The organism is Acinetobacter sp. GW821-FHT09D10, from assembly GCF_059416285.1.
In genome coordinates, this window is sequence record NZ_JBWKOW010000002.1 from 13313 (window position 1) to 35488 (window position 22176).

A 22176-nucleotide genomic window follows, 5' to 3' on the forward strand; every position below is an offset into this window, starting at 1 on the left:
TCGGTAAAATCAGCTTAGCCAGTGTTACGTAAACCAGCAGCAATACCTGCAATACTCACCATTAGCGCATGATCAACAGGGGTATTTTCTGCTTGACGCTCAGCGAGATAATCACGACGGCGTTTCATCAGTTCAGCCTGTAAAAGGTGTAAAGGCAGTAAATAAGGTTTGCGAACTTGCATAGACTGATCAAGAACTTCGTTATTGCTCAGTAGTTTTGATTCATCTTTTAATGCAAGTAGGGTTTCAACAGCATCTTTTAATCGCTGACGTAATTGGTTGCCGAGTACTTTTAAATCTTCATCTTCAGTCAGATGTGATTCGTAATAGAGCGCAATGTTGGCATCAGCTTTTGACAATACCATTTCCAGCATATCGATGAGTGTCTGGAAATAAGGCCATTGCTGGAGCATTTCATCAAGGGTTGCTTTTTGCTGATCCGCAATCACTTCATTAATTGCTGCACCAGTGCCTAACCATGCAGGTAACATTAAACGGATTTGAGTCCATGCAAATACCCATGGAATCGCACGTAAAGACTCAATACCACCACTCACTTTACGTTTTGCCGGACGCGAACCTAGTGGCAACATTTGTAATTCAAGCTCAGGGGTGACAGTACGTAAATATTTTACGAAGTGTGGATTTTCACGTACTGTTTGACGATAGACCTTAACAGAATGATCTGTCATACGGTTCATGAGTTCACGCCACTCAGCTTTAGGTTCCGGTGGTGGTAATAAGGTCGCTTCAAGTGTTGCTGCGGTATAGATTTCAAGGTTTTGCATGGCAATCCCTTCTAGACCGAATTTGAAGCGGATCATTTCACCTTGTTCTGTAACTCGGATTGCACCAGAGATCGAACCCGGTGGCTGTGAAAATAGTGCCTGTTGAGTTGGAGCACCACCACGACTAATTGAACCACCACGGCCGTGGAACAGAGTCAACTGTACGCCGTGTGTTTGAGCAATTGCAGTCAGCTCTTCTTGAGCACGATATTGTGCCCAGTTGGCAGACATGAAACCGGCATCTTTTGCAGAGTCAGAGTAGCCGATCATAACTTCGTGTTTGCCCTGAATGTGCTGTTTATACCAATGCATATTGAACAGCGTATTCATGGTAGTTGCAGCGCCATCTAAGTCCTTTAAAGTTTCAAATAGAGGAACTACTCGTAAAGGATGCTGAATACCTGCTTCTTTTTGCAATAACAATACAGCTAAAACATCGCTTGGATATTCAGCCATAGAAATAATATAAGCTCCTAAAGATTCAGGCGGTTGGTCTGCCAAAGTACGCATGGTTGCAAATACTTCTTGAACATCTGGGTGTCCAATCAAACTGCCTTCAGGTTCATTAATATATTTCGGTAAAAGTGGACGTTTGCTTTGTAATTCCTGAATCAGGAAGTTTTGGCGTGCTTGTTCAGTCCACGATTCAAAATTACCTAAACCTAAGTATTCGGTAATTGCTGAAATTGCTTGGCGGTGACGACCTGATTCTTGGCGAATGTCGAGTTTAAGTAGTTCAATACCAAAACAGTTCACACGGTAGATAAAGTCGAGTAGTTGACCATTCGCAATTTCAGGTAGGTTACTGTCGATTAAAGAGCGATAGCACAATAATAACGGTTGTAAGAGCTCATCTTTACTTTTAATCACATTCGTATCGTCTGCTTCGAGTCCTTGCAAACGTTGAGCTAACCAGTGACGAGTCGCTTTTAAGCGTTCTCGTGTTGCACGTAAATACTCACGATAAGGTTCTGCATGTTGGTTACCAATGGCCTGAATCATTTCTTCAGAGCAGGTTTGGATCGAAAGTTCCCAACGTAAGTTTTCGATATCTCTTAAATAGAGATCGGCAGCTTGCCAGCGCGATAACCACAGAACTTCTTGTGTAATTTGATGGGTAACATTTGGGTTACCATCACGGTCTCCACCCATCCAAGAGGCGAAACGCACTGGTGCAATGTTAAGGGGTAAGTTTTGTTGGCAATTTTCTTGAACCAACTCATTTAACTCACGAATAAATTTAGGTACTGCATTCCAGAGCGTTTGCTCAATCGTCGCAAAGCCCCATTTTGCTTCATCAACAGGAGTCGGACGATGTTGACGAATTTCATCGGTTTGCCATGCCGAACTAATTTGTTGCTTTAGGTTCGCAAGTGCACTTTGACGCTCACGTGGAGTGAGTTTTTGCTGATCAAGCTGAGACAAGCACGCATTGATATCATCATATTTCTGAATGAGCGTACGACGGCTGACTTCGGTCGGATGTGCTGTAAGCACTAGCTCAATATCAAGATCACAAACTTGTTGGAACAGTTTTTCTGTTGAAATACTTTTATCTTTGAATTTTTCAAATAGGTGAACAAGTGGATTCGGAGAGTTGGCATCCGAATCAAACTCTGCCTGTCTGCGGCTACGGACCACATGATATTGCTCGGCAATATTGGCAAAATTTAGGAAATGAGAAAAAGCTCGGGTAAGGGGAAGTAATTCATCGTCGGGTAAATTTAAAAATAATTGTTCTAGTTGCTTTTGGGCTTCAGCTTGGCCATCACGTGCACCTTTAGCAAGGGCACGAATTTGCTCGATCTGATTAAACAGCTCTTGTCCTGCATGTTGCTTTAGGGTTTCACCTAATAAATTACCAAGTAAGCGGACATCCTCGCGCAGTGGCGCATCGATTTGCTGAACCATGCTATTTTCTCCTGTTCTTATCCTTATCGAATATAGCGTGATTAACAAACATTCCAAGCTTTGAGCGTAAGAAAATGTGAATTTTTGCTTAAAAAATAACATTTAATTTGCATGTAATGCTGTTAACGATGGCATGCACTCAGTACAACTTTTGGCAATGGTACTTTGGTTTAAGTCCGATATTTGAGCAGGAATAAAGCAATTGCATCTTGAATAATTTGCTCAAGCTCATGAACATTTGGTACAGCAATGATCCCAAGTAAAACCTTCTGGTGGCGTACGCCAAGCAATAAGGACATAAGAAGCTCGGTTTGATAAGTAGGATTATCGGTTTGAATAAAACCTAATTGAGCTGCTTTTTGCAAAAACTCAGCTAATTGATTTTGCAATCGGGTATGAGATGCATCAAAAAACTGTAGGGCGAGTGGACTTTGTTCTGCTGCAAGTTCAAATAAAACGTGTTCAAGTTTAAGTGCTTCAGGTGAGTAAATAATTTGCAAGGCGCGTGAACACACAATAACGAGTGCTTGATAAAAGTCTGCCGATGCATCTAATTCAAATTGTTTATTACACAGTGTCTCTTCACAGGTTTCTGTAATCGCACAGATAAATAGGTTGGCTTTATCTTGAAAGTGATTATAAACCGTGAGCTTAGTGACTCCTGCTTCCTGTGCAATCTGGTTCATGCTGGTACCGTGATAACCAGATTTCAAAAAAATGGCTTTTGCTGCTTGTAGAACACGAGCACGTTTTTCTAGATCTTTGGGGCGACCACTTTGATTAACTGTTTGCACGAAATCCTCTAATAAAAATTTAAAAAAATAGCGATTTATAAGTTTTTCTTTAATTAGTATACCCATGGGTATATTAATTAAAAAACAAACAATTTATGATGCAAACATATTGTGCCTTAAAAAATCAGTTTGAATAAGAGCGATAAGATATGAATCTGTTAAAACCTCTCATCATGAGTATGGTGATTGTTTGTACGGTCACATTAATGGGGTGTAGTAAAGAAGCCCCAAAAACAGAAGAAATACCCTATGTGATGGTGGCTCAACCTTTGACCACACTCAATGAACAAAAGAGCTATGCGGGAGATGTTCAGGCCAGACAACAAACAGCTTTAGCATTTCGGGTCGGTGGGCAGGTTACAGCACGTTATGTAGATGTTGGTGATCGAGTTAAGGTTGGACAAGTTTTAGCAAAACTTGACGTGGCAGATGCTCAGCTACAGTTAAATGCTGCTAAAGCCCAACTGGACAATGCTCAGGCCGCAGCAAAAACGGCATCAGATGAACTTAAGCGTTTTCAGCAATTACTACCAATTAATGCGGTTAGCCGTTCGCAATACGATACGGTGAAAAATCAATATGATTCGGCACAAGCAGCGTTACAACAAGCTCGTTCTAACTATGAAGTTTCTGCTAATCAGACAGGATATAACCAACTCGTTTCTAATAAAAATGGGGTGATTACTGCGCGAAATATCGAAATTGGACAAGTGGTTGCAGCGGGCCAAGCCGCTTATCAACTGGCAATTGATGGAGAGCGTGAAGTTGTCATTGGCGTACCAGAACAAGCAGTTGCCGAGATCAAGGTTGGTCAGGCAGCTTGGGTCACTTTATGGTCTAAACCGGATGACCGATTTGCTGGTTATGTGCGCGAAGTTTCTCCCGCGGCTGATCAGTCTCGTACATTTACGGTCAAGGTTGCACTCAAAGAAGGCCAATCTGTTATTCAGCTTGGGCAAAGTGCACGCGTATTTTTTAGCTCGACTCAAACCAATGTGATGAGTGTGCCACTTTCGAGTGTCTCAGCAACAGATAATCAACCTTATGTATGGGTCGTTAATGCGAATCAGACATTGCGTAAAGTACCTGTAACGATTGGTGCATATGGCAAAGATAGTGTGCCGGTATTATCTGGCTTGGCCCCAAATGATTGGATTGTGATTGGCGGCGTACATTTGCTACGTGATAAACAGAAGATTCACCCGATTGACCGTGAAAACCGTGGGGTGAAAATTCAGGGAGCAACCCAGCCATGAAATTCAATCTCTCGGAATGGGCATTAAATAATAAAGGCATCGTCCTTTATTTTATGCTGTTGCTTGGCATTGTCGGTGCGATCTCTTATTCAAAATTATCACAAAGTGAAGACCCACCCTTTACCTTTAAGGTAATGGTGGTACAGACCTACTGGCCTGGGGCGACTGCCAAAGAAGTTTCAACTTTAGTTACGGACCGTATCGAAAAGGAACTCATGACAACAGGGCAGTATGACAAGATTATGGCTTACTCCCGTCCAGGCGAGTCACTAGTCACTTTTGTGGCCAAGGATTCACTTACTTCTGACAAGATTCCCGATGTTTGGTACAACGTTCGTAAGAAGGTCAATGACATTCGCCATGAACTGCCAAACGGTGTACAAGGTCCATTTTTTAATGACGAATTTGGAGACACTTACGGCAATATTTATGTACTGACAGGCAAAGACTTTGACTATGCACTTCTTAAGGAATATGCAGATCGTTTGCAATTACAGCTTCAACGGGTGAAGGATGTCAGTAAGGTTGAATTAATTGGTCTACAAGATCAAAAAATCTGGATTGAGATTTCTAACACTAAAGCGGTACAGCTTGGTATTCCAGTTACCGCAATTCAAGAAGCCTTACAAAAACAAAATAGTATGGCAAGTGCAGGTTTTTTTGAAACAGGCACAGACCGTATTCAGATTCGGGTAAGTGGTCACTTACAAAACATTGATGAAATTAAGAAAATGCCGTTACTGGTAGGCGATAAAACCATTCAGCTCGGAGATGTCGCTGATGTCTACCGTGGTTTTAGTGAACCTGCTCAGCCACGTATGCGTTTCATGGGTGAAAATGGGATTGGTATTGCTCTATCGATGCGTAAGGGCGGCGACATTATTGCCTTAGGTAAAAATCTCGACACAGAATTTGCCCAATTGCAAAAGACACTACCTTTAGGTATGAAACTCCAAAAAGTTTCTGACCAACCTGTAGCAGTACAACGTAGTATTCAGGAGTTTATAAAGGTACTCGCTGAAGCAGTTATTATTGTCTTGTTAGTGAGTTTTTTCTCTTTAGGTTTCCGTACAGGATTGGTTGTCGCTTTTTCTATTCCTTTAGTTTTAGCAATGACCTTTGCGGGTATGAGTCTATTCGATGTCGGCCTGCATAAGATTTCACTGGGTGCCTTGATTCTGGCGCTAGGTCTGTTAGTCGATGACGCTATTATTGCCGTTGAGATGATGGCAATTAAGATGGAGCAGGGCTATAGCCGAATTAAAGCCGCCGGATTTGCGTGGAAAACAACAGCATTTCCGATGCTCACTGGAACACTGATTACCGCGGCTGGTTTCTTACCTATCGCGACAGCTCAGTCTGGTACAGGTGAATACACTCGCTCTATCTTTCAGGTTGTGACGATTGCCTTATTAGTATCTTGGGTTGCAGCAGTTTTATTCGTACCTTATTTAGGTGAAAAGCTATTACCCGATTTTACCAAAATAGGCCATCAGGCACCTTGGTATGTCCGTTTATGGGCGAGATTAACCAAAAAACCGCAACCGCAAACTGTGACCATTTCACAGGACCATCATTACGATCCTTATCAATCTAGCTTCTATTTACGTTTTAGAAAGATGGTCGAGTTTTGTGTGACTTACCGAAAAACCGTAATTGCGACGACGGTGGGTATTTTTGTGCTATCTGTGCTGATGTTTAAGATAGTTCCTCAGCAGTTCTTCCCACCTTCGAACCGTGCTGAGATTTTAGTTGATTTAAAACTTGAAGAAGGCGCTTCTTTAACAGCGACAGAACAAGCTGTGAAAAAGGTTGAAAAGTTTCTGTCTACACAAAAAGGTATTGATAACTATGTGGCATATGTCGGTACAGGATCACCACGTTTTTATTTACCATTAGACCAGCAACTGCCACAAGCCAGCTTCGCGCAGTTTGTAGTTCTGGCATCATCACTTGATGATCGTGATGAAATTCGTCGCTCGTTAGACAAACAAATTAGGCAATTACTGCCGCAAGTTCGTACTCGCGTGTCATTACTGGAAAATGGCCCACCTGTTGGTTATCCATTGCAATATCGTGTGTCGGGTGAAGATCAAAATCTGGTCCGTCAAGAAGCACAGAAGGTCGCTAAACTAGTGAGCGAAAACCCGAATACCACCAATGTACATTTAGATTGGGGTGAGCCGAGTAAGATTATTTCAATTCAAATTGACCAAGATCGTGCTCGACAAATGGGTGTCTCTAGTGTGGATTTAGCGAATTTCATTAATGCATCAATTACAGGTAGTGCGATTGAGCAATATCGTGAAAAGCGTGAACTCATTGAAATCCGTTTACGTGGCGATCAGAGTGAACGAGTTGAAGTGGCTTCACTGGCAAGTTTAGCTGTACCAACGACAAATGGAACGACTGTGCCTTTAGCTCAAATCGCTAAAATTGAGTATAAATTTGAAGATGGCTTAATCTGGCATCGTAACCGCTTACCAACCATTACCGTTCGCGCAGATATCCGAACTCAATTACAACCAGCTACAGTGGTTGGTGAGTTAGCTGAATCAATGGACAAGTTACGTGCTGAATTACCAAGTGGCTATCTTGTTGAAGTCGGTGGAACGGTAGAAGAGTCTGCACGTGGGCAAAATTCTGTTAATGCGGGTATGCCACTGTTTTTAGCAGTTGTCATGACATTACTGATGATTCAGCTTAAGAGCTTATCTCGCGCAACCATTGTGTTGTTAACAGCTCCACTAGGTTTAATTGGTGTGGTTTTATTCTTACTGTTATTTAACAAACCATTTGGCTTTGTGGCCATGTTGGGCACAATTGCACTCTCTGGGATGATCATGCGTAACTCGCTTATTTTGATCGATCAAATTGAACAAGACAGGCAAGCAGGTCATTCCACATGGGAAGCGATTATTGAAGCAACAGTACGTCGATTCCGTCCAATTATTTTGACTGCTTTAGCCGCAGTTCTGGCGATGATTCCACTTTCACGGAGTATTTTCTTTGGTCCGATGGCAGTTGCGATCATGGGTGGATTGATTGTTGCCACCTTACTGACATTATTTTTCTTGCCTGCGCTCTACGCAGCATGGTTTAAGGTGAAAAAAACCGCATAAAATACATAATTTTTTTGTGAATAAAGGTGCGAAATATTGAAAACTCCAATATAGTAGCACCTGTCTTTACACAAAAAATACAGGATTATTTCACTGCATAAAAAATAGGCAAATGCAGTGAATTGAGGTGAAATACAGATGGGGCAAGACCATATCGAACAGCATCGCCGTTATATTGTAATTTCTTATGCGTTCATGTTTCTTGCATTGTTTACGGTTATTTTTGCAGCCTTTGCTTATTTGGTTGCTCGTAAAGTAGCGGCTGTAGATAATGCGGAAGTTTGGATTCATGCGCATGCACTATGGATTATGCGAAACGGGATTCTATTTCTTTGTATGGCAATTTTTGCTGCGGTCTGGTTTATTCCGCTCTTCTTTTTTGCATGGGACAGTAATCTTTGGGTAACTGCCTCTACGGTTGCTGGTGTTGTATTTAGCGCGATTGCGTGGTTATTTCTATTAAATGCATGGTTAAAAGGCTTGTCTAAATATTTAAAAAATAAGGCAGTTTTTTAATATATCTATTTTTTAAACATTTTCCCCTTGTAAATTCGGCTAAAGCCCCCCATTTAGTCGGCAATAGAGTATTGATAAAATTCCGTGAGGAGCACCGCCAAAAATGGCTAAACGTGATTATTATGAGGTTTTAGGCGTTTCAAAAACCGCAAGTGATGATGAGATCAAAAAAGCCTACCGTAAATTGGCGATGAAATATCATCCTGATAGAAACCCTGACAATGCCGAAGCTGAAGAGAAATTTAAAGAAGCTGCTGAAGCTTATGAAGTTTTATCGGATAGCGAAAAGCGTAGCATGTACGATCGCATGGGTCATAATGCGTTCGAAGGTGGCTTTGGCGGCGGTGGTGGCGGCTTTGGCGGATTTAGTGCAGAAGATATTTTTAGCCAGTTCGGTGATATCTTCGGTGGTGCATTCGGTGGTGGTGGACGTCAACAGCGTCAACGTCGCGGATCAGATTTACGCTATGTAATGGAACTTACCCTTGAAGAAGCTGTAAAAGGGGTGAAAAAAACCATTACCTTTACTGCTCCTGCACCATGTGATGTGTGTGATGGTAAAGGGTCAAAAAATCCAAAAGATGTTGAAACTTGTAAAACTTGTCATGGTTCAGGACAAGTGCGTATGCAGCAAGGTTTCTTCTCTGTACAACAAACATGTGGTACTTGTCGTGGCCAAGGTAAAATTATTAAAAACCCTTGTCAGGCATGTCATGGTTCTGGTGTAGCTGATCGCCAGCAAACGTTGGAAGTTACAATTCCAGCGGGTGTAGATAATGGTGACCGCGTACGTTTGAGTGGCAAAGGCGAAGCAATTCGTGATGGCCAATCAGGTGATTTGTACGTTGAAGTCGTTGTTCGCGAACACGAAATTTTCCAACGTGATGGTGCTGATCTTTATATGGATGTACCTGTTAGCATTGCTGATGCCGCACTTGGTAAAGAAATTGAAATTCCAACTTTGGAAGGTCGTGTTAGCTTGAAGATTCCTGAGGGAACTCAAACAGGCAAATTATTCCGTTTACGCGGCAAAGGCGTTCGTCCAGTACGTAGCAGCATGGTGGGTGATTTACTCTGCCGTATTGTGATAGAAACACCGGTGAACTTGAATGCTCGCCAACGTGAATTACTTAAAGAGTTGCAAGCTTCTTTTGATGGCGAAGACAGTGCTTCTTCACCAAAGAAAAAATCATTCTTTGATCGTTTGTTCGATTAATGCTTGATTAGATAAGAAATTAAAAAGAAGGCGGATATTGATAAAATATCCGCCTTTTTATTGCGCTGATTCATCTTATTATTTTTATTCTGCTTAAAAGAAAATTACTTCTGCTTACTCTGTAGGGTGAGCAACGTCAATATCATCAACACTTACAGTAGGTTCACTAGCAGCAAGAGTAGGCGCATTTTCGATAACCGATGCGGCTACTGCTTCTGCCTGTACAGCTACTTTAGGCGTTTCTGCTGTTGTTTCGCCAATAATCGGGTCAATATCTTCAACTTTAACGTCGGTATTGGCATCGGTTACTACGCTAATTTGAGCTGTAGGCGTTGCTATTTGAGTATTTACGTTAGTCGTAATGCGTGCTTTAGATAAGCTTTCTAATGTGTCTCCTGGCTGGATTGCAGGCTCTGCAAATGCCACTGAACTCATAATCCCCATCATCGCTGTGAAGCCAATAATTCTCGAATGCATGTTGAACTCCTTATAGTCATCTTTTTTTCATTCGTGGCTGAGTAGTGTGCCGATCAATTCTTTAACTTTTGTGAAAACAGATTAAATTTCAGCTGATCTTAAAAAATAATTTTTACTTTTTATCGTGAGCAAAGAGTTTTGATATAGTAGACAAATTACGTAAAACAGAAGATTGAGAAGGATTATGTCAGTAGCTCCACGCATTGGTGTTTTAGGTGCAGGCGGTCGTATGGGCCGTACGCTTATTCAAGCAGTTCAACAGGCAGGCTATCAATTGGCTGCTGCGGTAGAACGTCCGGAAAGTAGTTTGGTCGGCACTGACGCAGGTGAGCTTGCTGGTATTGGTTCAGTGGGTGTGAAGGTTTCAGGAAGCTTGGCAGATGTTCTGAAAGACTGCGATGTAATCATTGATTTTACTGCACCAGTTGCGACTGCTCAGCATTTGAAGCTTTGCCGTGAAGCTGGGGTTGCCATGGTTATTGGTACAACAGGTATGTCAGATGAACAAAAAGCTGAGTTAGACGAAGTTGCCACTCATACACCTGTGGTTTACGCTGCGAACTATTCAGTAGGTGTAAATGTATCAATCAAGTTACTTGAGCTTGCAGCAAAAGTATTTGGCGATACAGTAGATATTGAAGTGATTGAAGCTCACCACCGTCATAAAGTAGATGCGCCGTCAGGTACAGCGTTAATGATGGGTGAAGCGATTGCAGATACTTTAGGCCGTAACTTAAAAGAAGTTGCTGTTTATGGACGTGAAGGACATACAGGCCCACGTGACCGTCAAACGATTGGTTTCGAAACCATTCGTGGTGGTGATATTGTTGGCGAACACACTGTCATGTTCATTGGTGAAGGTGAGCGCGTTGAAGTGACTCATAAAGCAACTAACCGTATGAACTTTGCTGCTGGTGCAGTGCGAGCTGCGGCATGGGTTGTGGGCCGTGAAGCGCGTAAATATGACATGAAAGATGTTTTAGGATTGAACGACGTACAGGTTTAAAACCCTGTACGTATTCCATGTGTAGCGAGAAAAAAAAGATAGAGCAGAACATGAATAAAAAACAAATTGCCCTGACCACTCTTCTTTGTTTAAGTAGCCTCTGGACGGGGGCTGCTTCTACAGAAAAAGCTAAATTAAGCTTAGACCGCAATAATATTAAAGTCTGGACCTATCAGAAGACTGATAATCCAGTCTTTCAATATAAAGCAGAAACGACATTTGATGTGCCACTCGAACGCGCTGTCGCCGTGATTTTAGATGTGAATCGTGCCGATCAGTGGGTGCCTTATATGGGCAAAGTTGAAATGTTGTCTCAAGATGAGAAAAAAGGTGAATTCACACTCTACATGGTGTTAGATTTTCCATTTCCCTTGAAAGATCGTGATGTCGTTGTAAAAGGAAAAATGAGCAAGGCCGCAAATGGCGTTGTGACAATTAAAAATACTGCAATTAGTGGAAATTATCCGATACAACCCGATGTGGTGCGCTTAACACGCTATGAAGGGGACTGGACATTCCAAAAACTTGCAAATAATAAGGTGAAAGTAACCACCAGTGGTTATGCTGATCCTGCTGGTGCAATTCCATTAAGTTTTGTGAATATGTTTGTTCAACAGCAACCTTACCAGATGTTGCTTAAAATGAAGCGCGAAGTGACCAGTCCGATTTATGAACAACCGAAATTACCAGATATTTTAAAATAAATAACTTAAAAAAAGCGCCTGAAATCAGGCGCTTTTTTTATTAATCTGAACACTGCTGTAACGCTTGGGCAGGGCTGCTTTCGCGTTTGATTTGCAATAAAACCAATAACAAAGCTAACCCAGCCAGCAGTGCACCAGCAAATGATACTGCGCTATAACCCCAACCTAAATCGAGTACTAATGCGCCTGCTGCTGCTCCGACAGCATTACCGAGGTTAAATGCACCAATATTCACTGAAGAGGCAAGTCCTGGAGCTTCGTAAGCGACTGACATTACACGCATTTGTAATGGAGGCACTAAAGCAAAGGTTGCTGCACCCCAGATCACTAAAGCAATGGCTGCACCAATCTGACTTTGTGCAAGAATTGGGAAAGTCACCATCATCACAATCAACAGAACCAAGAAACCAATCAGGGTTTTGTTGATGGACAAATCTGCAAAACGTCCACCTAAATGGTTACCAATCGAGAAACCGACACCAATTAACATCAGCATAAACGTAATGAAGGTCGGTGAAGCATGGGTAAACTCAGTCAAACTTGGCGCAATATAGGTATAGAGCGTAAACATTGCACCCGCACCGAGTACAGTGGTGAGCAACGCAAGTATTACAGGAGTGCGCGTTAACACTTTCAACTCGGCTTTCACATTTGGTTTTTGGGCAACCATACCTTGTGGGAGAGCTTTCCATAAAGCGAGCATGGTAATAACACCAAGTAACGAAATAGCAAGGAAAGACATACGCCAGCCAATGTTTTGCCCAACCCATGTTGCCAAAGGCACACCACCAATATTGGCAATAGTTAGGCCCATAAACATGGTTGCTACAGCACTGGCCTGTTTATGTGCGGGCACAATGCTTGCTGCTACAACTGAACCTATCCCGAAGAACGCACCGTGGTTCAAGCTTGTGATGAGACGAGCACCTAATAAGCTCATATAGCTTGGTGAAAATGCTGCAATTAGGTTACCTACCGTAAAGATCGCCATCAGAAAGATAAGCGCATTACGTCGTGCAAAACCACCGAACCACAGGGTCATGAACGGGGCACCTAGCATTACGCCAAGTGCATAGCCCGTAATTAACATTCCGGCTGTTGGAATTGAAATCCCTAAATCATTAGCGATATTCGGCAACAATCCCATTGGTGAGAATTCAGTGGTGCCAATGGCAAAGGCACCAATCGCCAATGCCAATAATGAGAACGCCGTATTTGATTGAGTGTTCATGAGTTTAGTCCCAAACTGGTGCCCATGGCTCTGGGCTAACTTCACGACTGTTACGATCAAGTTCGGCAATCATTTGCATTTCAGCTGAAGTTAACTCGATATCCTGTGCTTTTAAATTGCTCATCAGGTTTTCACGTTTAGTCGAAGAAGGAATGACTGCAAAACCATGTTGCAATGCCCATGCCAGTGTAATTTGTGCTGTTGTTGCTTGATGAGCTGCTGCAATTTCAGCTAGAACTGGGTCTTGAAGCACTTTGCCGTACGCAAGCGTCATATATGAAGTGACATCAATATTCTTCTCTTGTAAGAAGTTCACAAGTTTGTGGTTTTGAAGATAAGGGCTTAGCTCAATCTGATTAGTTGCAATATGTTCTGCACCAATTGTGTCAATTGCTTGTTGGGTAAGCTCAATATTGAAATTTGAGATGCCAATTTGTTTGGTTAAGCCCTGTTGTTTTGCTTCAAGTAAAAGCTGCATGATTTCAGGAATCGAAACGCCTAAGTCCGGTGCTGGCCAGTGAATCAACGTTAAATCGACATGGTCAGTACGAAGCTTTTGTAAGCTCTCTTTTAAGCTTGGAATAAATTTATCTTGAGCAAAATTATCTACCCAGATTTTTGTGGTTAAGAATAAGTCCTGACGTGATATACCGCTTTCGGCAATGGCTTGACCAATCGCTGCTTCATTGTCATAAATTTGAGCAGTATCAATTGCACGGTAACCTACATCTAAAGCATTTTTAACAGAATCAATCACCGCTTGCTCTTTTAGACGGAAAGTTCCTAGACCAAAACGTGGGATATTCATGTGTTCACCTGAATTTAAATAATTGTTTAACTTGAGGTGCATTTTGCTCGGATTATTGTTGCGAAAAAATAGATGAATAAGCAAAATATCTTTGATGATTAGTCAATAATAGAATAAGCCATGAAATCAACAATTGAAGAACTTGTTGCCTTTATCACAATTATTGATACAGGCTCATTTGTAGCTGCCGCAGAACATTTAAAACAAACGCCTTCAGGGGTAAGCCGTTCTTTAACACGCTTAGAGACTAAGTTAGATGTAACCTTGTTAGAGCGAACGACACGTAAGTTGAAATTGACTCAAGAAGGGCAACAGTTTCTGGTAAAGGCTCGTAAAATCTTAAATGAGCTGAATGCTGCTGAAGAAGAACTACAAAAATCTGATCAGGGCACGGCAGGACTCATTCGTATTGATTCGGCTACTCCGTTTGTTTTACACGTGATCGCACCATTAATGCATAAGTTTCGTGAGTGCTATCCAGATATTGAAATTGAGTTAAATAGTAATGATCAGGTGATTGACTTGTTACAACATAAAACGGATGTGGCTTTTCGATTTGGGGAACTCAATGATTCGAGCCTACATGCCAAACTGGTGTGTAAAAGTCGTTTATATATTGTGGCAAGTCCAGAATATTTGGCGATTAAGGGCACTCCAACACAACCTGAAGAACTCGAACAACATGATCTGATTGGTTTTACCAGACCTGCCTATATTAATAGCTGGCCGATTAAAGTAGGTGATGAATATTTCTTTGCTCAATCGAAAATTAAAGCATCGAGTGGAGAGACGGTACGTCAACTCACCATTAGAGGTCATGGCATTGCACGGCTATCTGAATTTGAAGTTTGGAAAGATATTGAAGAAGGGCGATTGATTGCATTATTTGAAGATCAAATTGAACATCAATATCAAAGCATCCATGCTGTGTATTATCAACAAGAGCATCTACCAAAACGAATCCGTTTATTCATTGAGTTTTTGGCAGAACAGTTAAAAGATGGTTTTAAAAACGCTCTCTAAAAGTAGCATAGCCATCAGTTGGAAAATGAACCTCTAGAAGTGGAGTGGTTTGTCCTTCTGATGAATGCTGGGCCAGAAAATAGCTTTTTTGCTGTTGGCGGCAACTAAAATATAATTTGGAATAGGTCGAGTTCACCATCACAACTTCATTTGAGCTATTACGCTTATATTGATAATGAGAAATCGTACTGGCCTCATCATCAGTACGCTGCTCCAATTTGTAGTCTTGTTGATTCGTCATTTTTAAATAACCCTCAATCAGACTTTGGCAAACTGTATGTCTGTATTGTTCGTTTTTTGGTTGAGGTTGGCAACCTGCTAAAACAATAGTAAATAAGAATATAGCGTTTAATTTCATGATCTTGCTACTCTTTGAGTTGATTTCTATAGCGTAAAGGTGTTCTATAAACCAGTACAGATACAGAAATTTTTAAAAAAGCAGCACAGAATGACTTTTCAATATCAGGTTCTTGCCAATCAATTAGCACATCGTATTTATCAAGATGAGCTCAAGCCCCATCAGAAGCTGATTTCTTTACGAGATTTTGCTCGTCAGCACACTATTAGCTTAAGCACGGCAAAAAGTTGTTATGAGTTACTTGAGGCAAGGGGACTCATTTATGTAAAGCCGAAATCAGGTTATTTCGTGGTTGCTCGTGCCCAATCGAGTCCTATTCCTGATAGCCCAGATTTTTTATCGTTACCTCGGCAAGTCTCAAATCTAGAGTTACATAACCAAATTCAAGAAGCTGCCTTACAGAGTCATCTCGTACCGTTGGGTTCGATCCAGTTGACACCACATTTTATTCCGGTAGAGGGTTTACGTCGTTCTATTCAACGGGCTTTAAAAAATTGTCAGCCACAAGACTTTCTCTACTGTAATAAACAAGGACATGAGCAATTAAGGAAAGCGCTTTCTGATCATTGGCGGGAAGACGGCATTTTTATCGCAGCAGAAGATATTTTCATTACCAATGGTTGTATACCTGCTTTGTCGTTAGTCATTCAGCATCTAACAGATGTAGGGGATAGTATTTTGATTCCGACGCCTACTTTCAATGGGCAACTACAGCTTTTAGCCAGTTTAAAACGGCAGATTATTGAAATTCCTGCGCATCATCGTGGCATTGATCTTGAGCGTTTAGAGTCATTAATGCAGCAGGGTTTGGCAAAGGTTTGCCTCATGACAGCCAACTATCAAAATCCTTTAGGATATTGTTTAAGTAATTCAGAAAAACAAAAGATTGCTGAATTAGCTGCAAAGTATCAGTGCTTTATTATTGAAGACGATATTTTTGGTGAATGTGGTTACAGTAATGAACGCCCGCTACCGATTCGCTATTGGGACCGTGAGGGCTATGTCATTTGGTGTGGGTCGGTTTCTAAGTCGCTATCGAGCGCATATCGGGTAGGGTGGTTCTGCCTAAGTGCAAAGCTACAGCATTTAAGGCTTGAGCTGCTAGCAAGCAATATTGGAGTAAATACACCGCTACAATTAGGCTTAGCTGATTTTATTTATAGTCGTGGTTATCGAGAGCATTTAGAGCAGCTACGACCAAATCTAATGCGACAGGTCGAACAATATCGCAGTTGTATTTTAAGAGCCTTTGACGGCCTTCCCATTGCGTTAAGTCAGCCAGAAGGCGGCTATGCACTTTGGATACAATTACCAAAGGAGGTAGATACCTTAGCGCTTTATTACACTGCGAAAGCCGAAGGAATTACTGTGGTACCGGGCCATGTTTTTGGTGAGGATGAACGATATCGACATTTCATTCGTTTAAATGCGGGTCATGAATTAACAGCAGATGTCCGCCAAGCAATTAGTGACTTGGCGGAATGGTCACGACAACAGATGAAAACCGTGAGTTAGCTAGTTTTATTCTGCAAAGTCTGCTTTAAGCACAATTCGATAACGTGCTTGACCTGAGTGTAAACGTTCAATTGCTTCATTAAGCTCTGACATTGGAAATAGCTCAATTTGAGGTGCAATTTTTTTGCGTGCAGCAAACTTTAAAAGTTGACGCAGTGCAGCAGGTGAACCTGTAGGTGAGCCTGTCACTGACTTGGCACCGTCAATAAGCGAACCGACAGAAACTGGAACAGGTTCAAGTGTAAGTCCCAAGAAATGCAAAGAGCCGTTTGGTGCTAGCGTAGAAATGAAAGCGCGCCAATTTAAGGTCACATTTACTGTACTCAGCAATAAATCAAATTTACCTTTTTGTGCTTTTACCGCGTCTGTGTCGCGGCTATTCACCACATGATCGGCACCCATTGCTTTGAGTTCTTCTGTTTTATCCGGATTAGAACTAAATGCCGTGATTTCACAGCCCCAAGCTTTAAGTAGCTTAATGGCCATATGACCTAAACCGCCAATCCCAATTACACCTACATGGTGTGTTGCCTGAATTTTGTGTTTGAGTAGCGGATCAAAAACGGTAATTCCGCCACAAAGTAAAGGACCTGCGCTTTCTGGGTCTAAATCTTCGGGGAGAGGAATAGCCCATTGCCAGCCTGCACGTACTTTATCGGCAAAACCACCAGCATGCCCGACGATTGTTGCTACATTTTCACCCGTACAAAGTACTTGCTGACCACCAATACATTCATCACATGCTTGGCAGCTCTCCGCTGTCCAGCCAATACCGACACGTTGCCCGATTTTTAGACCTTTGGCTTCTGAGCCTAAAGCAACAATTCGTCCAATAATTTCATGCCCTGCAACGACAGGATACACAGTTGAACGCCATTCATTGTTTAGAACAGAAATATCAGAATGGCATAAACCACAGTATTCAACTTTTACTTCAACCTGATGCGGTTGTAATTCACCTGCATCAAATTGGTAAGGAACCAGTTTTTCACCTGCCTGCATAGCGGCATAAGCTTGAATTGTATTATTGCTCATCGGAAACTCCTTAAGCGGATTTAAACCGTTATGGTGGGTTATGAAGCTTTAAATTGACAATTGTTTTCATGATCATTGACCATGCCCACTGCTTGCATAAAAGCATAACAGGTGGTTGGGCCAACGAATTTGAAGCCATTCTTTTTGAGTGTTTTGGAAAGTTTTACACTGAGTTCGGTTTGTGCTGGTGCCTGACGATAATCTACAACATCGTTTTGTTGTGGGGCTGCATCTACAAATTGCCAAAGCCATGTAGTGACATCACCGACTTGTGCTTTGAGTGCTTGCCAAGCAATTGCATTATCACGAATTGCTTTAAGTTTGCCTAAGTGGCGAATTAAACCCGCATCGGATAATTTTAGTTCTAAAAAGTCATCTGTGAATGAGGCAATATCTGAAATAGAATGTTGAAAAAAGTGTTGACGGTAACTCTCTCTTTTTTTCAGTACGGTAATCCAAGATAAGCCAGCTTGCTGACCTTCTAGACAAAGCATTTCAAATAATCGTGCTTCATCATGTTCTGGTTTACCCCATTCTTCATCATGATAGGCAATATAGAGGGGATCATTGGAACACCATCCGCAGCGTTGAGTTTTCATGATGATGCTCCTTATATTTATCTTAGAATTTTAAAGTTTAAATAACACCCATTCATTTGGGCGCGTATCCCAATAATACAGTTCAGCTTGAGTTAAGTCTTCAAACTTTAGCCAAAAGTCTTTGCCTACTTTATCTGAAAAACCGGTACTGATTAGCAGGGCATCGTCGCTGATTTCCATGATCCAGCCTTGATAGCTATTGCCATTTAAAATGATCTTTTGCTGATTGCCTGACTCGGCAAACTCTACTAAGCGATTGATCAGCGCTTCCGACATACAATGTTCCTAGCGTAAATAAGAATAAGGATTAACAGCACCACGTCCTTTACCATCTAGATAAAGACCATAATGCAAATGAGGTGAAGTATAACGTGCATTGCCCGTGTTGCCGACATAGCCGATCAGATCACCCTTTTTGACATAGTCACCTACATTCAGGCCACGTTTGTGACCATCAAGATGAGCATAATAATGCCATGTTCCCGCCGGCCCTAAAATCCAGATGACTTTGCCACCGAGATTGTTATTGCGAAGATCTGCCACAAGTCCTTCGGTTGCACTGTACACTTTGGTTCCACGTGGAGCCAAAATATCAATTCCTTCATGACTACGGCCCTGACTGCGTGCAGCTCCCCATGTATCTTTTAACTCATCTCGGTCGACACCTTTCACAGGCACAGGAAGTCGATTTGCAAGTTGCATACTTTTAAGCTTGCTGACTTGAGCTGGTGAGAGTGGGGCTGGTTTTTTAGGTGCACTGGCACAGGCAGCCAAAAGAATAATTAAAAAACCAAGTGAGAAATGGGAAACAAAACGTCGCACAAAATACTCCCTGTCACTGCCATATCAAAATTATTTTACTCAATATGTCATGAACGGCTTGTCGAGATCAATTTTTTCATTGCTGTTGGAACGCCCTTGGCAACAGCTTGTTCTGGACTAAGCCATTGTCCTTCGAGTTCAATTGCCAGATGTTCTTTTTGATCAGGTTCCACGTGGAACGTGTGAGCATTAAGTAACCACGTAAAATGAGTGAAACTATGACTGATCTGAAAGGTTTGCGGTTGAGGTTGCAATTTAAATTGCTGACTTAAGCTAAGACGTTCGTGTTCAATTTCTAAAATGGGTAAACAGAATAAACCACCCCATAAACCATGAGATTGTCGTTGTTGCCAGAACCATTCATCTTCACACTGGATGATAAGAACATCTGCTGTTCTAACGGGTGGTGTTTTTTTAGGTTTTTTAAATGGGAGTTCTTGTTCTAGGCCTTGTTGGTAAGCTTGGCAGTGGGCTTGCATTGGACAATATAAACAAAGAGGCTTTTTAGGCGTACAAATGGTCGCACCTAGGTCCATAATTGCTTGAGTGTAGTCATGGTTACGCTGGGTTGGGCAAAGCTCTTCAGCTAGTTTCCACATTTCACGTTCATGTTGGGGTTTACTTAAATCATCCTCAATAGCAAAGAAACGGGCTAAGACACGTTTCACGTTGCCATCCATAATCACGCCATACTGACGTAAACCCAAAGACATGAGCGCACCTGCGGTAGAGCGGCCAATGCCGGGTAGAGCAATCCATTCTTCTAGCGTTTCAGGAAACTTACCCTGCTGCGTTACAAGACCTGCGGCCTTGTGCAAATTGCGGGCTCGAGCGTAATAACCGAGGCCAGCCCAAAAGGGAGCGACTTCATCCCAAGTTGCATGACCTAATGTCTCTACGGTTGGGAAGCGCTCCATAAAGCGGTCGAAATATTGCAGAACTGTTTTAACTTGAGTCTGCTGCAACATAATTTCAGAAACCCAAACTTTGTATGGATCATCTGCGACTTGCCACGGCAAATCATGACGACCATGTTGATCGAACCAGTTTAAGAGGGCATCAGAAAAAGAAAAGTTGGGCATGAACAGCTAAAGAAGAAAAGTGAGGGCTAAATTATAGCTGAAATTTGTGGGGAAATTTTGTTTAAAGCAGGTAAGCACAAGTGCCAGTTAAAACAGAGATGACCTTAAAAAGCGTGATCTCTGTTTCAATAATAAAAAGGATTAAACCTTTTGTACGCCCCAACGCTGATCAAGTTTCAACGGCTGGTTTTTGTAGTACGGAATGACATGAATGTGGAAATGGTCTGAATTTTGTCCGAACACTTCACCATCATTGAAGCTAATATGGAAACCGTCTGGTTGATGGCGAAGCTGCGTTTCGTGGCGTGCAATTTCAAGAAGTGTAAGCAGGCCTTGGTGTTCTTTAGACGTGATGTCAAAAAAAGAACGAACATGGCGTAGTGGTGTTACCACACAGTGGCCTTTAGACAACGGATTAGAATCAGGTAAAATTACAGCAAATTCATTCTTATCAATGATGTCATATTCATCAAATTCGCAATACGGACATTTCTTGTCAGTCATTGTTGTATCCTCTCATGTTATTCCATTAAACCCCGAGTGCGGGAAATAAGACTAGGCTTTGCTCTAGCTCAACGGGAGTATAGTTATTGAAGTATGGTTTAAAAAATACAGTAAAAATATTGCAAAGTCATAAACATTTAAGGGAGCAAATGCAAATAAACAATTTGCTCCAAATTCGCTTCTTTTATTTTAAAGTACGTTCTAATAAAGCGTACATTTTAGCAAGGCCTTGTTTTTCCGCTTCGCTATTGTAGCCAAGGTCTACACCGTTCGCTTTAGCTCTTTCATCTGCAAGCGGGTTACTAAAGCCATGTTTAGCACCTTCTAAAACCACTACCTCGTGTTTCACCTCAGCAGCTTGCATCTCTTTTTCAAAATTAGCAACATCTTCTAAGGTGACCATACTGTCTAATTCACCATGAAGAACTAAGATTTCACCTTGAATGTTGCCTTTTTGAGCAGGGGCTTTCGGTGTTAGCGTGCCATGGAAGGTTGCAACTGCTTTTAGGGGAGCACCTGAGCGAGCAAGATCCAATACCACTTTCCCGCCATAACAAAAGCCAACAGCTGCAAGTTTTTCACCGTTTACTTCTGGTTGGTCTACAAGAGTTTGAAGTCCAGCATTTGCACGAGTGGTGACAGTATCTAACTCTTCAAATGTCTGCATCATCCATTCATAAGCTTGAGCTGCAGTAGTTGTGACTTTTTTATCACCGTACATGTCAATTGCAAGCGCAGCATAACCATGTTCAGCAAGCTCACGCGCACGTTGTTCAGTATATTCGTTACGTCCCCACCATTCAGGAGCAACAATCACACCCGCAACAGGTGTTTCACTATCTGGAGCCGCAAAGTAACCAATTAAATGGCTGCCATCTGGTGCAGTATATTGAATTTCACGGGTTTTAATTGCTGTACTCATAACCTTAATCCTGAAATTTAAAGAGATTTAAACACGCTTGATTAAAGCATAAAAAAATAAAGTAATATAAATAACTATGTAAGAATCTACATCAAAAGAAAAAGTTAGAAAGTTTATTGCAATATAAAAAAGAAGGAAACTGGTTCCTTCTTTTTTATATATGGTCATGATTAAATTAAGTCCTGCCTCGCGAAATGAACCCAATTACAGCAAGAATTACAGCTATAACTAATAAAATCACGGCAAAGTCTTTAGATAACCCTGCAACACCACCAAACCCTAATAGACTGGCTATGAGTGCAATCACTGCAAAAATTATTGCCCAACGGAACATATGCTGTCCTCCTACTTATTTTTCATTGTCCTTTAACTATATAGGGTGTTTTTTACACTGAATGTGTCGTTTATGTGGTTGAAATGTATATTAAACAATCATTTTGTGATGCTAAAAATAAAGCTTCTTTTCTTAAGATAGGGCACTTCAATG

At 41.6% G+C, this 22176-nt stretch carries 22 protein-coding genes; 8 read left to right on the forward strand and 14 right to left on the reverse strand.

The features are described from left to right. Positions 1–14 precede the first annotated feature (14 nt). Together ppc and AC07M3_RS06740 are read right to left on the reverse strand one after the other, a co-directional pair. Positions 15–2699, reverse strand: coding sequence for a phosphoenolpyruvate carboxylase (ppc, locus tag AC07M3_RS06735; protein ID WP_003654312.1), 2685 nt, complete (start codon positions 2697–2699; stop codon positions 15–17). Between the two features lie 170 nt (positions 2700–2869). Further along, positions 2870–3493, reverse strand: coding sequence for a TetR/AcrR family transcriptional regulator (locus AC07M3_RS06740; protein ID WP_494567113.1), 624 nt, complete (start codon positions 3491–3493; stop codon positions 2870–2872). Positions 3494–3642: 149 nt separating this feature from the next. Between AC07M3_RS06740 and AC07M3_RS06745 the strand changes: the two genes are divergently transcribed. From AC07M3_RS06745 to dnaJ, 4 genes are all read left to right on the forward strand, one after another. Continuing rightward, positions 3643–4749 carry an efflux RND transporter periplasmic adaptor subunit gene (locus tag AC07M3_RS06745; protein ID WP_494567112.1) on the forward strand — a complete coding sequence of 369 codons (1107 nt, stop codon included), beginning with the start codon at positions 3643–3645 and terminating at the stop codon, positions 4747–4749. Continuing rightward, a complete protein-coding gene (locus tag AC07M3_RS06750; protein WP_494567111.1) occupies positions 4746–7871 on the forward strand; it encodes an efflux RND transporter permease subunit in 3126 nt (1041 codons plus the stop codon). The genes AC07M3_RS06745 and AC07M3_RS06750 overlap by 4 nt, the downstream gene beginning before the upstream one ends. Before the next feature lie 138 nt (positions 7872–8009). Beyond that, a complete protein-coding gene (locus AC07M3_RS06755; protein ID WP_092709044.1) occupies positions 8010–8387 on the forward strand; it encodes a hypothetical protein in 378 nt (125 codons plus the stop codon). 103 nt (positions 8388–8490) lie between these two features. Then, positions 8491–9603, forward strand: a complete 1113-nt coding sequence (gene dnaJ / locus AC07M3_RS06760) for a molecular chaperone DnaJ (RefSeq protein ID WP_003654301.1) — start codon at positions 8491–8493, stop codon at positions 9601–9603. Between the two features lie 114 nt (positions 9604–9717). Here the strand turns inward: dnaJ and AC07M3_RS06765 are convergent, their stop codons facing one another. After that, positions 9718–10080 carry a hypothetical protein gene (locus AC07M3_RS06765; RefSeq protein WP_133747268.1) on the reverse strand — a complete coding sequence of 121 codons (363 nt, stop codon included), beginning with the start codon at positions 10078–10080 and terminating at the stop codon, positions 9718–9720. 184 nt (positions 10081–10264) lie between these two features. Here AC07M3_RS06765 and dapB point away from each other — a divergent pair, with 184 nt between their 5' ends. Beyond that, positions 10265–11086: a 4-hydroxy-tetrahydrodipicolinate reductase gene (dapB, locus tag AC07M3_RS06770; protein WP_307013418.1), complete on the forward strand. Its 822-nt coding sequence runs from the start codon at positions 10265–10267 to the stop codon at positions 11084–11086. A gap of 50 nt (positions 11087–11136) precedes the next feature. Beyond that, positions 11137–11790, forward strand: a complete 654-nt coding sequence (locus AC07M3_RS06775; RefSeq protein ID WP_005037811.1) for an START domain-containing protein — start codon at positions 11137–11139, stop codon at positions 11788–11790. 40 nt (positions 11791–11830) lie between these two features. On the opposite strand, the gene AC07M3_RS06780 is transcribed toward AC07M3_RS06775, so the two are convergent. Next, positions 11831–13021: an MFS transporter gene (locus AC07M3_RS06780; protein ID WP_494567110.1), complete on the reverse strand. Its 1191-nt coding sequence runs from the start codon at positions 13019–13021 to the stop codon at positions 11831–11833. A gap of 4 nt (positions 13022–13025) precedes the next feature. Next, on the reverse strand, positions 13026–13829 hold the full coding sequence (dkgB, locus tag AC07M3_RS06785) for a 2,5-didehydrogluconate reductase DkgB (protein WP_494567109.1): 804 nt from the start codon (positions 13827–13829) through the stop codon (positions 13026–13028). Between the two features lie 120 nt (positions 13830–13949). Here dkgB and AC07M3_RS06790 point away from each other — a divergent pair, with 120 nt between their 5' ends. Then, the gene (locus AC07M3_RS06790; RefSeq protein WP_494567108.1) at positions 13950–14852 is read left to right on the forward strand and encodes a LysR family transcriptional regulator; all 903 of its coding nucleotides are present in this window, start codon (positions 13950–13952) and stop codon (positions 14850–14852) included. Here AC07M3_RS06790 and AC07M3_RS06795 read toward each other — a convergent pair. Continuing rightward, positions 14836–15210, reverse strand: a complete 375-nt coding sequence (locus tag AC07M3_RS06795) for a hypothetical protein (RefSeq protein ID WP_494567107.1) — start codon at positions 15208–15210, stop codon at positions 14836–14838. The genes AC07M3_RS06790 and AC07M3_RS06795 overlap by 17 nt on opposite strands. Positions 15211–15300: 90 nt before the next feature. On the opposite strand from AC07M3_RS06795, the gene AC07M3_RS06800 reads away from it, so the two are divergent. Then, a complete protein-coding gene (locus AC07M3_RS06800) occupies positions 15301–16725 on the forward strand; it encodes an aminotransferase-like domain-containing protein (RefSeq protein ID WP_494567106.1) in 1425 nt (474 codons plus the stop codon). A gap of 6 nt (positions 16726–16731) precedes the next feature. Here the strand turns inward: AC07M3_RS06800 and ahr are convergent, their stop codons facing one another. From ahr to AC07M3_RS06840, 8 genes are all read right to left on the reverse strand, one after another. After that, a complete protein-coding gene (ahr, locus tag AC07M3_RS06805; RefSeq protein ID WP_494567105.1) occupies positions 16732–17760 on the reverse strand; it encodes an NADPH-dependent aldehyde reductase Ahr in 1029 nt (342 codons plus the stop codon). Positions 17761–17798: 38 nt separating this feature from the next. Next, complete coding sequence (locus AC07M3_RS06810) at positions 17799–18359, reverse strand: DNA-3-methyladenine glycosylase I (protein ID WP_092709077.1); 561 nt, start codon at positions 18357–18359, stop codon at positions 17799–17801. Positions 18360–18389: 30 nt separating this feature from the next. After that, positions 18390–18635 (reverse strand): hypothetical protein, encoded by a 246-nt coding sequence (locus tag AC07M3_RS06815; protein WP_001287364.1) that lies wholly within the window; start codon positions 18633–18635, stop codon positions 18390–18392. A gap of 9 nt (positions 18636–18644) precedes the next feature. Further along, positions 18645–19181: a M23 family metallopeptidase gene (locus tag AC07M3_RS06820; RefSeq protein ID WP_494567104.1), complete on the reverse strand. Its 537-nt coding sequence runs from the start codon at positions 19179–19181 to the stop codon at positions 18645–18647. 47 nt (positions 19182–19228) lie between these two features. Beyond that, complete coding sequence (gene mutY, locus AC07M3_RS06825; protein WP_494567103.1) at positions 19229–20263, reverse strand: A/G-specific adenine glycosylase; 1035 nt, start codon at positions 20261–20263, stop codon at positions 19229–19231. Positions 20264–20404: 141 nt separating this feature from the next. After that, a complete protein-coding gene (locus AC07M3_RS06830) occupies positions 20405–20767 on the reverse strand; it encodes an HIT family protein (protein WP_494567102.1) in 363 nt (120 codons plus the stop codon). A gap of 184 nt (positions 20768–20951) precedes the next feature. Next, positions 20952–21689 carry a dienelactone hydrolase family protein gene (locus tag AC07M3_RS06835; RefSeq protein WP_494567101.1) on the reverse strand — a complete coding sequence of 246 codons (738 nt, stop codon included), beginning with the start codon at positions 21687–21689 and terminating at the stop codon, positions 20952–20954. Between the two features lie 175 nt (positions 21690–21864). Beyond that, positions 21865–22023 carry a DUF1328 domain-containing protein gene (locus AC07M3_RS06840; RefSeq protein WP_000490267.1) on the reverse strand — a complete coding sequence of 53 codons (159 nt, stop codon included), beginning with the start codon at positions 22021–22023 and terminating at the stop codon, positions 21865–21867. Positions 22024–22176 lie beyond the last annotated feature (153 nt).

What these genes read in the sequence shown, in the direction of transcription:
- AC07M3_RS06745 (WP_494567112.1), top strand. Translation starts at nt 3,643, where the DNA reads ATGAATCTGTTAAAACCTCTCATCATGAGTATGGTGATTGTTTGTACG.
- AC07M3_RS06765 (WP_133747268.1), bottom strand. Translation starts at nt 10,080, where the DNA reads ATGCATTCGAGAATTATTGGCTTCACAGCGATGATGGGGATTATGAGT.
- AC07M3_RS06755 (WP_092709044.1), top strand. Translation starts at nt 8,010, where the DNA reads ATGGGGCAAGACCATATCGAACAGCATCGCCGTTATATTGTAATTTCT.
- AC07M3_RS06840 (WP_000490267.1), bottom strand. Translation starts at nt 22,023, where the DNA reads ATGTTCCGTTGGGCAATAATTTTTGCAGTGATTGCACTCATAGCCAGT.
- AC07M3_RS06790 (WP_494567108.1), top strand. Translation starts at nt 13,950, where the DNA reads ATGAAATCAACAATTGAAGAACTTGTTGCCTTTATCACAATTATTGAT.
- AC07M3_RS06750 (WP_494567111.1), top strand. Translation starts at nt 4,746, where the DNA reads ATGAAATTCAATCTCTCGGAATGGGCATTAAATAATAAAGGCATCGTC.
- AC07M3_RS06775 (WP_005037811.1), top strand. Translation starts at nt 11,137, where the DNA reads ATGAATAAAAAACAAATTGCCCTGACCACTCTTCTTTGTTTAAGTAGC.
- AC07M3_RS06815 (WP_001287364.1), bottom strand. Translation starts at nt 18,635, where the DNA reads ATGTCGGAAGCGCTGATCAATCGCTTAGTAGAGTTTGCCGAGTCAGGC.
- dkgB (WP_494567109.1), bottom strand. Translation starts at nt 13,829, where the DNA reads ATGAATATCCCACGTTTTGGTCTAGGAACTTTCCGTCTAAAAGAGCAA.
- dapB (WP_307013418.1), top strand. Translation starts at nt 10,265, where the DNA reads ATGTCAGTAGCTCCACGCATTGGTGTTTTAGGTGCAGGCGGTCGTATG.
- AC07M3_RS06800 (WP_494567106.1), top strand. Translation starts at nt 15,301, where the DNA reads ATGACTTTTCAATATCAGGTTCTTGCCAATCAATTAGCACATCGTATT.
- mutY (WP_494567103.1), bottom strand. Translation starts at nt 20,263, where the DNA reads ATGCCCAACTTTTCTTTTTCTGATGCCCTCTTAAACTGGTTCGATCAA.
- ppc (WP_003654312.1), bottom strand. Translation starts at nt 2,699, where the DNA reads ATGGTTCAGCAAATCGATGCGCCACTGCGCGAGGATGTCCGCTTACTT.
- AC07M3_RS06810 (WP_092709077.1), bottom strand. Translation starts at nt 18,359, where the DNA reads ATGAAAACTCAACGCTGCGGATGGTGTTCCAATGATCCCCTCTATATT.
- AC07M3_RS06830 (WP_494567102.1), bottom strand. Translation starts at nt 20,767, where the DNA reads ATGACTGACAAGAAATGTCCGTATTGCGAATTTGATGAATATGACATC.
- dnaJ (WP_003654301.1), top strand. Translation starts at nt 8,491, where the DNA reads ATGGCTAAACGTGATTATTATGAGGTTTTAGGCGTTTCAAAAACCGCA.
- ahr (WP_494567105.1), bottom strand. Translation starts at nt 17,760, where the DNA reads ATGAGCAATAATACAATTCAAGCTTATGCCGCTATGCAGGCAGGTGAA.
- AC07M3_RS06795 (WP_494567107.1), bottom strand. Translation starts at nt 15,210, where the DNA reads ATGAAATTAAACGCTATATTCTTATTTACTATTGTTTTAGCAGGTTGC.
- AC07M3_RS06835 (WP_494567101.1), bottom strand. Translation starts at nt 21,689, where the DNA reads ATGAGTACAGCAATTAAAACCCGTGAAATTCAATATACTGCACCAGAT.
- AC07M3_RS06780 (WP_494567110.1), bottom strand. Translation starts at nt 13,021, where the DNA reads ATGAACACTCAATCAAATACGGCGTTCTCATTATTGGCATTGGCGATT.